Here is a 15,434-nt window from a genome sequence, read left to right as displayed (position 1 = left end):
GAAATAAATTCAACTTAAATTCCTAATGACTTTTTTGGGTTTATTAACGTTTATGTAGTAATTTTGGCTTGATTTAATCCGTTACTATGACAGTATGATTAATAACCAGCACAAGATTAACAGGTTCAGGAGAATCGTAATGCGAAGGCTTACCCAGTGGATAGGATCCTCGGAGAAAACCCAGAAAATTACGCCCGGCAGCAGCATTAACATAAAACGTATCCTGATAATCCGTCCCAATAACCGCCTGGGCAACCTTTTGCTGGTAACGCCTTTGCTCCGGGAACTGGAAGCTGTTTTCCCCGATTGTAAAACCGACCTGTTCGTCCGCGGAAACCTTGCCCCGATACTTTTTGAGAAATACCCATCTGTTAAACGCATCATAAAACTGCCAGGCAAGCCTTTTAAGCATCTTATTAATTATGCGGCAACATGGCTTTCCCTGCGCAGGTACCGTTATGATCTTGTGATCAATGTTATGCCCTGTTCTTCTTCAGGCAGGCTTTCTACCAAGTTCTCTTCAGCAAAATACAAGCTGTTTGGCGACGCTGAACAGGAAGAAATCAATAATGAATTTAAGCACAATGCCAAATACCCGTTGTATACCTTGAGGAAGTTCCTTTCTGCCATCGGTATTGACCGTACACAACAGCCGATACCTCTCCTTGACATACGCCTTGATGCCGGCGAAGCAGCGCACGGCAGGAAAGTACTGGAAAGCATTGTGCCGCAGGGTAAGCCGGTAATAAGTTTCTTTACATATGCTACAGGGGGAAAATGCTACAGCGAGGACTGGTGGGACACATTTTACAACCGGCTCATACAGGAATTCAGCAATTATGATTTTATAGAAATATTGCCGGCAGAAAATGTTTCGCAGGTGCATTTCAGGGCACCATCGCTATACAGCAGGGATATACGGGAAATAGCCGGAGTTATAGCCAGCACAAGCCTGTTTATAGGGGCCGATAGTGGTATTATGCACCTGGCTTCGGCATCAGGCACACCTACTATAGGCCTTTTTAGTGTTACCGATAGTAATGCCTTCAGGCCTTATGGCAACAACAGCACTATAATAAACACCAACTGCGGGGATATAGACAGCTGGATAGCCATAATCAGGAACACACTTGAAAAGCAAAACTTACTGAAGCCTAATTTTTAATTTTGCATTGTAGGTGCCTGTAAAGTGCCATAACAATCAACCTTAGGCAACATCAGCAATTGACTCAGGTGATTTATTCTCCTCAATGGCGTATAGGTCCTTTGAAACGTAAAATATTTAAAGGATGATATTGCCTTTTTGGAATTTTTAAAAAGATTCACTTAACACTGAAGCCAAGATTTAATTTATTAATAATTCTAAACCCGCATGTAATCCCTTACAGGCTGCAATACAATTTTTGTAGCTTTGTAATATATGAAAAATTACAAGTCTTATATACACATGTTCCTGCTGCTTGTCTTTGGCTGGCAGAGTTATGCGCAAAACATAATAAAAATACCCCCTTATCTCAAAAAAGGTGACACTGTAGGCATACTGGCAACGGCACGAAAAGTAGAGCTTAAATCCCTGCAGCCTGCTATAAAGTTGTTAAAGGAATGGGGGCTTCACGTTGTTACAGGCAAAACTATAGGGCTTGACAATAACCAGCTGGCCGGGCAGGACTGGCAACGTGCAACCGACTTGCAGCAAATGCTTGACAATCCGGCTATAAAAGCAATCTGGAATGCCAAAGGAGGCTATGGCACCGTGCGAATCATTGACCGGGTCAATTTTACCCGCTTCAGGCAAAAGCCTAAATGGATTATTGGATTCAGCGACACTACCGTACTGCACAGCCACATCAGCAATTTTAATATTGTCACACTGCACAGCCTCATGGGCATAAGCGTAGCCAATGCAACACCACAGGCCATAGAAAGCCTCCGGAAAGCGTTGTTCGGGGAAAGGCTTGAATATACCATACCCGCCCATGAATTTAACCGGGCAGGCAAAGCTACGGGTAAACTTACAGTTGGCAACCTTTCGGTATTGTACAGCATTGCAGGATCTGTCTCTGAGGCTGATACCAAGGGCAAGATACTGTTCATAGAAGACCTGGATGAATATTTATATCATATTGACCGCATGATGATGAGCCTGAAGCGCAGCGGGTATTTTGAAAATATTAAAGGCCTTGTTATAGGCGGGATGACCAAAATGCGGGACAACGACATACCGTGGGGGCACAACGCGCCTGAAATAATAAAAGATATAACTAAAGAATATAATATCCCTGTGTGTTATAACTTTCCGGCAGGCCACATAACAGACAACCGTGCGCTGGTATTGGGGCAGGAGGCCACACTGGAAGTAACTGAAACAGGAACACGATTAATATTTAAATAATGGCCAGGCACAATGAACTGGGCAAACTTGGCGAAGAGATGGCTGCCGATTTCCTGAAGAAGCAGGGCTACAGCATACTCCAAACCAATTTTACCTATCAAAAAGCAGAAATTGACATCATCGCCCGTTTAGGAGATGTACTTGCTATAGTGGAAGTTAAAACACGTTCTTCAACAGAATTTGGGCTACCACAGGAATTTGTGAAACCAAAAAAAATACGCCTGCTGGTCAAAGCCGTTAATGAATATATTGAGCAAAACAGCCTTGATGTTGAAACACGATTTGATATAATTTCAATATATAAAGAAAATGGCCAGTATGAAATTGAACATCTGCAGGATGCATTTTTTCATTTTTAATTGTTATATATATAACAACGTTTTTAACTTCGTATATTTGCGCAATCAACTACTACTCAACACACAACAATTTATGAAAACAATCTCTTCTGTAGTGGAACACTACATTAAGACAAAACCTTTTTTACTGAGTGCGCTTTCGCAGGGAATTATAAATCTTACTTCCCTGGCCAGAAACATGATGCCGGAACTGGAACAGGAAATAGGAAAAGACGTAAAGCAGGGTGCAGTGGTAATGTCACTCAAAAGGCTTTCTGAAGACCTGAATTTCAGGGTTAACCACAAGATAATGAAAGTCCTGAAGAATATCGGCGAAATTACTGTCCGGTCATCGCTTACTGATTATACCTTTGCGGTTTCGGATACTATTCTTAACAAACAGGCAGAACTGATATCAGTAATTAATGCCAATCCCGAAGTTTTTTACACTTCTTCCAGGGGCGTTAATGAAACCAACGTAGTGGTAAGCTCATCCATGAACCATGTGGTAGAGCGGCTTTTTGCCGATGAAAAACAGATTGAACGTACAGATGACCTGGCTTCCATAACCGTAAAGCTGCCCAAGGATAATATATCAACACCGGGAGTTTATTATTACATTTTCCAGCGGCTTGCCTGGGAGGGCATAATAATAAGTGAAGTTATTTCTACCTCTTATGAATTTACCATACTAGTAACCGAGCAGGAAGTCGACCTTGCCTTTAAAGTAATAAAAGACCTTAAAAGCCTGTAATACTTACCAAAAGGGAAACGCACAGCTATGAAAAAAAAATTTACCCTTGTGCTGCTTCTGCTGGCACTCCCTTTTAATGCACAGCAGAAAATTGCCGCCGAAGTTAACCGGCTTATTGCCGCAAAAATACAATTCCCGGAATTTTCGCCTCTTATTGCTACAAATGGGCCTGCCGTTCCGGGCGGAGTAGTTTCAGAAGCCCAGTATGCAGCGCTTAACAAGTCTGAGCTAAACCGACTGCTTGTTTCGGCGCCGCCGGCTATTGCGCTTGAACTGCCCTATCAGGGTGAAACGCTTACTATTTTGCTTTATAAGGCAGAAGTGCTTGCCGAAGGCTTCCATGTTGCTACTGACAGCGAAGATTCCGTACCGTATGAAAAAGGGCTGCATTACCGGGGGATTATTAAAGGTGATGAGGTGTCCATTGCTTCGTTCAACTTTTTCAGGGGAGAGTTTAACGGTATTGTTTCAAGCAAGCGGCTGAATAACCTGGTAACAGGCAGGCTGCTCGAGGAAGGCAATACCAATAGGTACATCTTGTATTCTGACGCTAATGTTACACTTCCGCTGCAATTTAAATGTAATGCCCCCGAACCCGGAACGCATTTCGGCACGCAATGGAACAGACAGCCTGACAACGTACAAAGCAACCGGTGTGTAACTGTTTATTTTGAAATGGACCACGACCTTTACCTGCAAAACGGGTCCAGTGTAGCCAACACCACCAACTGGATGACCTCTGTATTCAACAATGTACAGACGCTTTTTGCCAATGACGGTATAACCACAGCCATAAAATCAACCTTTATATGGACCACGCCCGATCCATACGAAGGCGAGTCATCATTTGATTACCTGGGGCAGTTCCATGTACAGCGGCCTGTTTTTGACGGTGATGTAGGGCAGCTGGTAGGCATTGACCCTGAAGGGCTGGGTGGTGTGGCCGTAACAATCGCGGGATTATGCTCACCTTTTAACTTCAGCTATTCTGATGTAGAGCTTGGTTTTAGTACTGTGCCGGCCTATTCATGGACGGTACAGGTAATAATACATGAGCTGGGCCACCTTTTCGGCTCACCACATACCCACGGCTGCTACTGGAACGGCAACAATACCGCTATTGACGGTTGCGGCTCATCAGCCGGCTTCCCTGAGGGCAATTGCCCGCAGGGGCCTATACCCCCTACACTGCTGGGCGGGACTATTATGAGCTATTGCCACCTGGTGCCGGGTGTAGGGATTAATTTTGCCAATGGCTTCGGGATACAGCCTGCGCAAAGAATGCTAAACCATGTGGAAAGCTCCGGCTGCCTCAGTACTGATTGTATAAATACCTGCATTAACGGCGTGGCAGGCTTTACTATTACCAACGGCATCAATACAACCACAGTAACATGGACAGATGTAAGCAACACAGGCCCCTGGGAGGTTTCTTTCGCGCCTTTTAATGAAGCTTTTACATCCTGGCAGCAGGTAAATACAAATTCGTATACTGCAACAGGTTTAACACCTAATGTATATTATAAAATCGGTATTCGCCCCGTTTGCAGTTCTGGTGCTATTGCGCCGGTACAGGAACTTACCTTTGCCGCTTCCGGAAATGCATGCGACGGGATTACTTTTACCGACACCGGTGGGCTGGCAGGGAATTATAGCAATGAACAGTACCTGCAGCGCACTTTTTCACCCAACGCGCCCAACTCATTGGTAGTGGTAACGTTTAGCAGCTTTAATATTGAAGAAGATTTTGATTTTATGTATGTGTATAACGGAGCCGACACCACTGCCCCGCTCATAGGCGTATTTACGGGCAATGTCAACCCCGGCACCATCCTGTCTTCGGCGGCAGACGGTTCGCTTACCTTTGTGTTCCGGTCAGATATAGGCCTGACCCTTTCCGGATGGGATGCCAGCGTTACCTGTATATTCCCCCTTAGCACTGAAGACAATATTATTGCAGGTTTCAGCTATTACCCTAACCCTACAGGCAGCACCGTAAACATTACCTCGGCAGAAGAACTTACTTCCCTCTCGGTATATAACGTTACAGGGCAGCTCCTGCTGCAAAAAGATGTTGCCGGGCTACATGCTTCGGCAGACCTATCATCATTTGCCGACGGTATCTATATTGTTGCGGTAAAGGCGGGAAACAGCCAGGAAACTTTCAGGATAATCAAGAACAGCGGGTTTTGATGCAGTAATCCCTGCATATGAAAAAACTAAAGAAAATAATCATGTGGTTTATCATCATATTGGCAGCGTTTGTTGCCGGCATAATCATTTTTATGCAACAGGACAAGTTTGGTGCGCTGCCTTCGGGTGAAAGGCTCGAACGCATAAAAAAATCGCCTAACTACCGTGACGGGGAGTTCCGGAACCTTAGCCCTACTCCTGCACTGGCAGAAAATACCAGCTATTACACTGTAATAAAAGATTTCTTTTTCAACAAGAGTAAAAGAAGCACACCTAAAGAACCCTTACCACACATAAAAGAAGACCTGCTGCACCTGGACCCTGACGAAGATGTTATCGTATGGTTTGGACATTCCTCATATTTTATGCAGGTTGACGGAAAGACTTTCCTGGCGGACCCCGTTTTCAGCGGGCATGCGTCGCCGGTTAAGTTCACTACAAAAGCCTTTGAAGGTACTGATGCTTATACCACAGATGACCTTCCGGAAATAGATTATCTTTTTATATCTCACGACCATTGGGACCATCTTGATTACGAAACAATGCTTAAACTAAAGCCCAAAGTAAAAAAGATTATTACCGGGCTGGGTACTCCGGCCCATCTGGAACTTTGGGGTTTTGATGTATCAATGATTGAAGAACGGGACTGGAATGAGGCCATCGACATTGGTAATGGTTTTACGGTATATACGGCACCCGCACGGCATTTTTCGGGCAGGGGCCTTAAACGCAACAAGGCACTTTGGATGTCATTTGTGCTGGCTGCGCCTACCATGAAGATTTATCTTGGCGGGGATTCAGGCTATGGCAGCCATTTTAAAGACATAGGCAACCAACACGGGCCTTTTGACCTTGCCATACTGGAGTGCGGCCAGTACAATGAACACTGGAAGTACATACATATGATGCCTGACGAAGTAGTACAGGCAGCTGATGACCTGAAGGCAAAGCGGCTGATGCCGGTACACTGGTCTAAATTTTCACTTTCGCTGCACAGCTGGGATGAACCCATACAAAAAATACATACCGCTGCTGCCGCAAAAATACCATTACTGGCTCCTATAATTGGTGAAAAAGTAACAATTAAGCCGGTAGAAGCCACAGGTACACTTAAATAAATTTGACTGTGAGAAAAAAATCGTATATATTTACCAAAATTACAATTTGATAAAATGAGCGCAGATAAAGAAGCAAAACTAAAAGCACTACAGCTTACGCTGGATAAACTTGACAAAGCCTACGGAAAAGGTACCGTAATGAAGCTTGGGGATCAGGCTGTAGAAGAAGTAGAAGCCATACCATCGGGTTCACTGGGGGTTGACCTTGCTTTGGGCGTAAACGGGTATCCACGCGGCAGGATAATAGAGATCTACGGGCCGGAATCATCGGGTAAAACAACCCTTACCCTGCACGCCATAGCCGAAGCGCAAAAAGCAGGCGGCATTGCAGCGTTTATTGATGCAGAACATGCTTTTGACCGAAGTTATGCCGAAAAACTTGGCGTTGATGTGGAAAACCTGATCATATCACAGCCAGACAATGGGGAACAGGCCCTGGAAATTGCGGAAAACCTGATACGTAGCGGCGCTATAGATATTGTGGTTATTGACTCTGTGGCGGCACTTACTCCTAAAAGTGAAATTGAAGGTGAAATGGGCGACTCAAAAATGGGGCTGCATGCAAGGCTTATGAGCCAGGCGCTGCGAAAGCTTACCGCTACCATAAGCAAAACCAACTGTACGGTCTTCTTCATCAACCAGCTACGGGAAAAGATAGGGGTCATGTTTGGTAACCCTGAAACCACTACCGGTGGTAACGCCCTAAAATTTTATGCCTCGGTAAGGCTGGATATACGCAGGGCATCACAAATAAAAGATGGTGAAAATGTAATAGGCAACCGTACCAAGGTTAAGATCGTGAAGAACAAGGTGGCCCCCCCTTTTAAAACTGCTGAATTTGACATCATGTATGGCGAAGGTGTTTCAAAAACAGGCGAAATACTTGACCTTGCCGTGGAATTTGAAATTATTAAAAAATCAGGTTCCTGGTTCAGCTACAGCGATACCAAACTCGGCCAGGGCCGCGACGCCGTTAAGGCACTTATAAAAGATAACCCTGAACTGGCCGAAGAGCTAGAGCAGAAAATAAAAGAAGCCATCAAAGAACAAGTGGCCTGAACCTAATGAGGAAACCCGATGAAAAATCGGGTTTTTTTATTCCGGACGCAACCTTTTAACAAGGCGTGCATCTAATTTAAAATTAAATTATACGAGTATCATGAAGAAATTATTGTTATTGCTCATGGCAGTTTTGCTGGCTATATCCTGTAGCCCCGATGACAGTAACACCGTAAATTTCCGTTTGGAATTTGTTCCTGTAGAAAGTGTGGACCTGCCTGAGCATATGACTCCTGGCGAAACGTACCAAATCAAGGTGAACTTCAGGCTTCCAACAGATTGCCACTATTTTGACGGCTTTTATTATCACTCTGAAAGTACTACCCGTACCGTTGGCGTACAAGCTATTGTAATAGAAAATGCCAACTGTGAAAGCACTATTGATGCCGGCACTGAACAAAAATCGTTTAACTTTTTATGCCTGCCATCTTATGCGCATTCTACGTACCTATTCAGGTTTTACCAGGGCGAAACCAATACAGGCGAAGCACAATACCTGGAAGTTTTGGTGCCTGTGCAATAATAACTTAAGTAGTTGAACCTGGACCAAATCATACAAGGTTGCCAAAAAGGCCGGCTGCAGGCACAGGAGCAGTTATACAGGCTGTTTGCCCCAAAACTGTTTTCTGTATGCCTTAAATATTCGCGCAATTATGCCGATGCCGAAGACAACCTGCAGGACGGGTTCATTGTGATATTCAACAAAATTGGCCAGTTTCAGTTCAAAGGCTCGTTTGAAGGATGGGCAAAAAGGGTAATGGTCAACAATATTTTACAGAAATACAGGACAGAGGGTATATTTGAGATTGTGAGCGAAAATATGCCAGACGAAGCAGAAGTGGAAATAGAAACAGAAGAAGTAAGCATGGAATTCCTCGTTTCTATAATACAGCAGTTGCCGGACAGGTACAGGATGGTTTTCAGCCTGTATGTAATTGACGGGTATTCCCATAAGGAAATAGCGGAAATGCTTAATATTACCGATGGCACTTCTAAATCAAACCTCGCGCGCGCGCGGATGATACTTAAAGATAAGATTGAAGCTCAGCAGGGCAGAATTATACCTTCAGCAAATGAGTGAAAAAAAGAACATTGACAGGCTTTTCCAAGAAAAGCTTAAAGACTTTGAACCGGTACCGCCTGAAAGGGTGTGGGCAGGTATTGAAGCCGAGCTTAAAAAGGAAAACAAAGATCGGCGGGTAGTGCCCTTATGGTTCAAACTGGCAGGCGTGGCAGCTATACTCATTATGGGCGCGCTCTTGACAATCCCTTTATTTAATGGCTTTGACACCGGCAAAATACCTGTAGTACTTGAGCAACACAACAATGTCCGGGAGAACATTCCGGGTATACGCCCTACACATAAACCTATAAAACCCGGCCAGACTGTTACTGAAGCAGGTGGCCAGACAATAGTAATCAATACATTACCCGAAAAAATAGCCACAGGCACTAATGATGTTAACGCGGCAGAAGCAACAGTAAAGGCAACACAACGCCATACCGGCAAAAGAACCGTCAACGCATCCGCAAAGCAAAAAGACTTCAGCAATACAAATACCGCAATATCGGGGGAAACGGTGCAAGATGACCGAAAGTTATCTAAAAACCGTTTGCCGAAAAATAATATTGCAGTACCGCCTCCGGGTAATGTTTCAGGAGATACCCATGAGGGAATGGCATTTGGCAATAATGCTGTCGAAAAACAAAAAAAAGGCACACGTAACAGTGCTACAGGCACGTCAAAAAGCGCCTTTACCACTACGGGTGACGCTACAGGTATAGACAATAATGAGGGTAATACCTATGCACAGGGCAGTAGCCCCCGGAATAAAAAGGCAGATGCGGATAGTAATATTGAAGAAAACAAAAACAAGAACACTGTTTTAGACAACAACAATACTGTTGCGGCAACACCTCCGGACGGAAATACATGGAAAAATCAAAACAGTAAAATATTAAACGACACTATTGCAGGTAATGCTCTGGCAATGGCAGATTCCGTTAAGGTGGTGCCGGAGAATGAACTGGATAAGCTTTTAAAGGAAAAACTAAACGAGGAGAAGAAAAAAGAAGAGCAGCTTGCGGAAGCCAAGACTGACCGTTGGAACATACGCCCTCACCTGGCGCCAATATTTTATAATTCTTTTTCTAACGGCTCACCTATAGATTCGCAATTTGCATCAAACGCAAAAGATTATGACAATGCCCTTAGCTACGGTGTAGGTATTGACTATGCCATAAATAACAGGTTGTCTTTTCGCACAGGTGTCAATACTGTAAACCTGAGTTATTCTACCAATGATATCCAGTTCTATGCGGCGCTGGGCGAACATACGGCTAATGTATCACGTAGCAGCATTGCTAATGTAGTGGTAGAAAATGCTGCAAACGAAAACCCTCAGGCCCACTTTGCGGACGCACAGCTATCCATACAAAAATTTGACGGTGCCATGGTGCAGAAGATGGGCTATATAGAAGTGCCGCTGGAAATGTCATATCAGCTGGTAAAATCACGTTTTGGCATTGACGTAATTGGCGGCTTAAGCACACTATTCCTTAATGAAAATAATGTCAGTGTAGTTTCAAGGCAGGGCCTGAGTACCGATATAGGCCAGGCACAAAACCTAAACAATATTCATTTTACCACCAACATAGGCGTAGGCTTTAAATACCGTTTCTGGAAATCGTTCCAGGCAAACTTTGAACCCACGTTCAAGTACCAGCTTAATGCTTTCAGTAACAATCCCGGCAATTTCAGGCCTTATTTCATAGGGCTTTATTCCGGTATAAGTTTTAGTTTTTAAGGGTTAATTTGCTTTGTACTCAGAAAGCGCCTTTCACGAGGCGCTTTTTTTATAAACCAGCAACTGGCCATAAATTACCTGCCTCACCCTGTCTTTAAGGTCTTTTTTATCATCAAGCGTTAAGCCCCTTGTGTCGATAAAACGGTGCACTTTAGCCCGCATAAGCCCGGGGTGCCCACTGAAAAATACAAAAGAGAACCTTTTTTTATTATCAGGAAATGTCATGGGCACCACAGGTATCTGGTGCTCAATCGCCAGCCTGAAAGCCCCATCCTTAAATTCGTCAAGAAGAACCGCAGTATCATCGGGCACGCCTCCCTCAGGGAATATGCAAATGCTCAGTCCCTGGTTAAGCCTGGCCTGCGCCCTTTTAAATACCTCAAAACGGCTTTTTGAGCTGCTGCGGTCAACCAGTATGCAGGTTCGCTTATAAAAAAAACCGAATATGGGTATTTTTACCAGTTCTTTCTTCCCGACAAATACAAACGGATTTTTTGATATGGCCAGCATCAGCATTATATCGGTCATTGATGTATGGTTAGCCACAAGCATGTAGCTTTTTCCTTTTACCAGTTGCTCCTCGCGCTCAATCCGGTAAGGGAACCCCATCCCGAAAAGGATTATCTTAGCCCAAAGCCTGGCCAGGATAAAGAACTGCGGGTATGTTTTTTCTGACAATATGGTAAGCAACAGCAACGGCGACAGTATAATGATAGGAACACCCATAAGGATATAGAACCATATCCTCCAGATTGTCCAGAACACATACCGTATCAATTTCATAGTGCCAAATGTACTAATTCAAAATCTAAGTTTTAGCAAAACCCATTACCTTTGCAGCAAATTCAGAATAACAATGGCTAAGATACTCACCGGCATACAAAGCACCGGAACACCCCACCTCGGTAATTTACTGGGTGCCATACTCCCTGCTGTTGAAATGGCAAACAAACCCGAAAATGAGTCGTTCCTTTTTATTGCCGACCTTCACTCCGTTACACAAATCAAGGACGGAAAAACACTTCGTGAAAACACCTATAGCGTAGCAGCCACATGGCTGGCCTGCGGGCTTGACATTAACAAAGTTACCTTTTACCGCCAGAGCGATGTCCCGCAGGTGGCGGAGCTGTCATGGTATCTGAGTTGTTTTTTCCCTTACCAGAGGCTTACGCTTGCCCACTCTTTTAAGGATAAGGCCGACAGGCTTGAGGATGTAAATGCCGGGCTGTTCACTTACCCTATGCTCATGGCTGCCGATATATTACTGTATGATGCCGAATTTGTACCTGTTGGAAAAGACCAGCTGCAGCATATAGAAATCACCCGGGATGTAGCTTCACGGTTCAACCACCAGATGGGTGAGGCTTTTGTTTTACCCGAGCCTATTACCAGCGAGGAAACTAAAATAGTACCCGGTATTGATGGTGAGAAAATGAGCAAATCACGGAACAACACTATAAATATATTTACAGACGATAAAACACTGAGGAAGCAGGTAATGAGCATACAAACCGACAGTACGCCGCTTGAAGACCCTAAAAATCCGGAAACAGATAATGTGTTTGCCCTGTACAGGCTGCTGGCCTCGCCTGAGCAAACCGAACAGATGAAGCATAACTACCTGGCCGGGAACTATGGGTATGGCCACGCCAAGCAGGCGCTGTATGAGCTGATACTTGATAAGTTTGGCCCTGTAAGGGAAAAGTACGCCTACTATATGGACAATCTTGAGGAAGTTGATGCGGCACTGAAAACGGGTGCTGAAAAAGCTTCAGCCATAGCCGGTACTGTGTTGAAAAGAGTCAGGGAAAAATTAGGGTATCTTTAAATCAATAAAAAGTATAATTAAAAGCCGCGGTTAATTTTTATCCGCGGCTTTTAGCTTTTGTATTATTGCATCTTCATACCGTGCCTTTAATGGCAGAACCTCATCTATAACTTCGTTGGGTACGGTCATGGAAAGGACATAGTGCTTTATTTTCCATTCTTTCCCTTCTTTTTCCAGTACGCCCGAGCCTCGGCAGCCTTTCATCCAGGCATCAAGAAGTTCATCAAACCATGCCGTTTTTCCGTCTTTACTGAAATAGATGTTCCGTTGTACAGCTTTAAAATCCCATGCCTTATCCCGGTCAAAATAAGGCTTTGAAAAGGCCTCAAAGGCTTTTTTATCCCAGTTTTCGGTTGCGTCAGTGCCTATATAATGCCCGTCATCAGCTATTCTGTCAAAATATCCATTATAATCGGCTTTAGCCGCCGCCGCATGCCAGTCATTTAATAACGAATTGATTGTTTTCTTTTCTTTTATAATGTCACTACCCTGCGCTCCGGAAAATGTTAATAATCCTGTAATAGCCATTATGGCTGAAGGAAGTAATATGAATACTATCTTTTTCATCATCATTAATTTTATTCTTAGCTAATTATCTCACCGTTCCCAACCCCCTCTTCATCAGGGTTAACAAAAACAAGTTGGCCTTCAGCGTTCTGCGTCATTAATATCATGCCCTGGCTTTCTACACCGCGAAGGGCACGCGGGGCAAGGTTAACCAGTACGGTAACGCGTTTCCCTACTACTTCTTCCGGGCTTAAATGTTCAGCTATGCCTGAAACTATAGTACGTATGTCAATACCGGTATCTACTTTTAATACCAGGAGCTTGTTGGCCTTAGGCATTTTCTCCGCCTCGAGTATAGTCCCTGTACGGATATCCATTTTAGCGAAATCCTCATAGTGTATCAGGCCCTTTTGCGGCTCAGCTTTTTTATTTTCAGCCGCGTTGGCGGTTTTGGTAGCTTCCAGTTTTTCCACTTGTTTTTGTATGGTTTCGTCTTCTATTTTGGCAAATAATAATTCGGCCTGGCCTATTTTGTGCCCCGCAGGAATCAGGTCAGCCTGTGTTGCGATATCATTCCACCTCAAATCACGTTCAAGGTTGAGCATATTCTTTAGCTTCCCTGCAGTAAACGGCAGGAAGGGCTCACTAAGCACCGCAAGCGCGGCGGCTATCTGCAGGGCAACGTACATCTGTGCCTGTACACGTGCCGGGTCTTCCTTAATTACTTTCCAGGGTTCCCCGTCAGCCAGGTATTTGTTGCCCAGGCGTGCCAGGTTCATCAGTTCGCCCAGCGCTTCGCGGAAACGGTAACGCTCCACCGAGCTGGCTATAACTGCAGGATAAGCACGCATTTCAGTGAGCGTGGCCTCATCTACGTCACTAAACGCATGGGGCGCAGGCAGTACGCCTTCATAGTATTTATTGGTAAGCACCACCACACGGTTTATGAAGTTCCCGAAGATGGCTACCAGCTCATTGTTATTCCGTGCCTGAAAATCTTTCCAGGTAAAATCGTTGTCTTTAGTTTCGGGGGCGTTGGCCGTAAGCGCATAGCGCAGTACATCCTGCTGCCCGGGGAAATCTTCAAGATATTCGTGAAGCCACACCGCCCAGTTTTTGCTGGTCGAGAGTTTGCTGCCTTCCAGGTTCAGGAACTCATTGGCCGGCACATTATCCGGCAATATGTAGCTGCCTTCGGCCTTCAGCATGGCGGGGAAAATCACGCAGTGGAACACAATGTTATCCTTCCCGATAAAATGCACCAGCTTAGTATCATCGCTTTTCCAGTAGGGCTCCCAGTCCCTGCCTACGCGCTGCGCCCATTCTTTGGTAGATGAAATATAGCCTATAGGCGCATCAAACCATACATACAGGACTTTGCCTTCGGCGCCTTCCACGGGAACGGGAATACCCCAGTCCAGGTCGCGGGTCACGGCGCGGGGCTTGAGCCCGTCATCCAGCCATGACTTTACCTGCCCGTATACATTAGGCTTCCAGTCTTTTTCATGGCCCACCAATATCCATTCCCTCAGGAAAGCATCATACCGGTCAAGGGGCAAAAACCAGTGTTTGGTACTTTTAAGCACGGGAGTAGTGCCGGTTATGGTTGATTTCGGGTTGATAAGGTCAGTAGCATTAAGCGATGAGCCGCAGCGTTCGCACTGGTCGCCATAGGCCTCCTCATTGCCGCATACAGGGCAGGTACCGGTTACAAAACGGTCGGCCAGGAACTGCTCGGCCTGCTCGTCATACAACTGCTCGGTTACTTCCTCTATGAATTTACCTTCGTCATACAGCTTCCTGAAAAATGCTGACGCCGTTTCATGATGTACAGGTGCCGATGTGCGGGAATAATTGTCAAAAGAAATCCCGAAATCCTGAAAACTCTTTTGGATGATGCCGTGGTATTTGTCAATTACTTCCCGGGGCGTAGTGCCTTCTTTTTTTGCTTTTATAGAAATAGCAACCCCGTGCTCATCGCTTCCGCATATGAAAGCCACATCCCTGCCCTGAAGCCGCTGGAAACGGGCATAAATATCAGAAGGGACATAAACGCCGGCCAGGTGGCCTATATGGATGGGGCCGTTGGTATAAGGCAACGCCGCCGTAATAGTGTATCTTTTTGGGTATGCTGACATCAGACTAATGATTAAGGCGCAAAAGTACGAAATATTAACCAAAAAGCCGGTAAAGCCGCAGCCCCGCCTTTTGGCTTCCTGGAAAAGCAACCCCATAAGCCGTATCCGGCACCGGTATATAAAAGCACAGCCCCGAAAGCCGCGCCCCTGTCCGCTGCTGAAAAAGCCTGCCGCAAAGCCACCTTCGCATGCCTTAGGGTATTTTTGGGCGTGTCCCTGCGGGCCGGGCTTTCCGCTGCAAGTCCTCATTCCGCTGCGCTGCATTGCGGGCTTTCCGCTGCAATCCCTCACGCGGGGGGA

General features: G+C 45.2%; 14 protein-coding genes. 11 read left to right on the top strand and 3 right to left on the bottom strand.

Translation table 11 applies throughout. The features are described 5' to 3' along the window. The first annotated feature begins 94 nt into the window (after positions 1-94). From CHU92_RS08860 to CHU92_RS08815, 10 genes are all read left to right on the top strand, one after another. The gene (locus tag CHU92_RS08860; protein WP_243389578.1) at positions 95-1,165 is read left to right on the top strand and encodes a glycosyltransferase family 9 protein; all 1,071 of its coding nucleotides are present in this window, start codon (positions 95-97) and stop codon (positions 1,163-1,165) included. A 255-nt stretch (positions 1,166-1,420) separates the two neighbouring features. Then, positions 1,421-2,392, top strand: coding sequence for a S66 peptidase family protein (locus CHU92_RS08855; RefSeq protein ID WP_094414713.1), 972 nt, complete (start codon positions 1,421-1,423; stop codon positions 2,390-2,392). Then, complete coding sequence (locus CHU92_RS08850) at positions 2,392-2,751, top strand: YraN family protein (protein WP_094414711.1); 360 nt, start codon at positions 2,392-2,394, stop codon at positions 2,749-2,751. Before CHU92_RS08855 ends, CHU92_RS08850 begins: the two co-directional genes overlap by 1 nt. A 73-nt stretch (positions 2,752-2,824) precedes the next feature. Continuing rightward, entirely contained in the window at positions 2,825-3,484 is a 660-nt protein-coding gene (locus CHU92_RS08845; protein WP_094414709.1) for an aspartate kinase, read from the top strand. A 27-nt stretch (positions 3,485-3,511) separates the two neighbouring features. Beyond that, positions 3,512-5,677, top strand: a complete 2,166-nt coding sequence (locus CHU92_RS08840) for a T9SS type A sorting domain-containing protein (protein ID WP_094414707.1) — start codon at positions 3,512-3,514, stop codon at positions 5,675-5,677. Positions 5,678-5,694: 17 nt separating this feature from the next. Then, positions 5,695-6,795 carry an MBL fold metallo-hydrolase gene (locus tag CHU92_RS08835; protein ID WP_243389577.1) on the top strand — a complete coding sequence of 367 codons (1,101 nt, stop codon included), beginning with the start codon at positions 5,695-5,697 and terminating at the stop codon, positions 6,793-6,795. 54 nt (positions 6,796-6,849) lie between these two features. Next, complete coding sequence (gene recA / locus CHU92_RS08830; RefSeq protein ID WP_094414705.1) at positions 6,850-7,854, top strand: recombinase RecA; 1,005 nt, start codon at positions 6,850-6,852, stop codon at positions 7,852-7,854. Positions 7,855-7,954: 100 nt separating this feature from the next. Continuing rightward, the gene (locus CHU92_RS08825; RefSeq protein WP_129583040.1) at positions 7,955-8,377 is read left to right on the top strand and encodes a hypothetical protein; all 423 of its coding nucleotides are present in this window, start codon (positions 7,955-7,957) and stop codon (positions 8,375-8,377) included. A gap of 12 nt (positions 8,378-8,389) precedes the next feature. Next, positions 8,390-8,935: an RNA polymerase sigma factor gene (locus CHU92_RS08820; protein ID WP_094414701.1), complete on the top strand. Its 546-nt coding sequence runs from the start codon at positions 8,390-8,392 to the stop codon at positions 8,933-8,935. Next, positions 8,928-10,661 (top strand): outer membrane beta-barrel protein, encoded by a 1,734-nt coding sequence (locus CHU92_RS08815; protein WP_094414699.1) that lies wholly within the window; start codon positions 8,928-8,930, stop codon positions 10,659-10,661. Before CHU92_RS08820 ends, CHU92_RS08815 begins: the two co-directional genes overlap by 8 nt. A 33-nt stretch (positions 10,662-10,694) precedes the next feature. Here CHU92_RS08815 and CHU92_RS08810 read toward each other — a convergent pair whose 3' ends face one another. Then, on the bottom strand, positions 10,695-11,444 hold the full coding sequence (locus CHU92_RS08810; protein WP_094414697.1) for a lysophospholipid acyltransferase family protein: 750 nt from the start codon (positions 11,442-11,444) through the stop codon (positions 10,695-10,697). 73 nt (positions 11,445-11,517) lie between these two features. Between CHU92_RS08810 and trpS the strand changes: the two genes are divergently transcribed. Next, a complete protein-coding gene (gene trpS / locus CHU92_RS08805; protein WP_094414695.1) occupies positions 11,518-12,489 on the top strand; it encodes a tryptophan--tRNA ligase in 972 nt (323 codons plus the stop codon). Positions 12,490-12,519: 30 nt separating this feature from the next. On the opposite strand, the gene CHU92_RS08800 is transcribed toward trpS, so the two are convergent. Then, positions 12,520-13,056 (bottom strand): nuclear transport factor 2 family protein, encoded by a 537-nt coding sequence (locus tag CHU92_RS08800; protein WP_094414715.1) that lies wholly within the window; start codon positions 13,054-13,056, stop codon positions 12,520-12,522. 17 nt (positions 13,057-13,073) lie between these two features. Next, complete coding sequence (metG, locus tag CHU92_RS08795; protein WP_094414693.1) at positions 13,074-15,134, bottom strand: methionine--tRNA ligase; 2,061 nt, start codon at positions 15,132-15,134, stop codon at positions 13,074-13,076. Positions 15,135-15,434 lie beyond the last annotated feature (300 nt).

Origin of the sequence: Flavobacterium cyanobacteriorum (assembly GCF_002251835.1) — a bacterium.
GTDB lineage: Bacteria > Bacteroidota > Bacteroidia > Flavobacteriales > Flavobacteriaceae > Flavobacterium > Flavobacterium cyanobacteriorum.
Note: the sequence above shows the minus strand (reverse complement) of the source record. Positions and strands in the feature narration are given on the sequence as shown.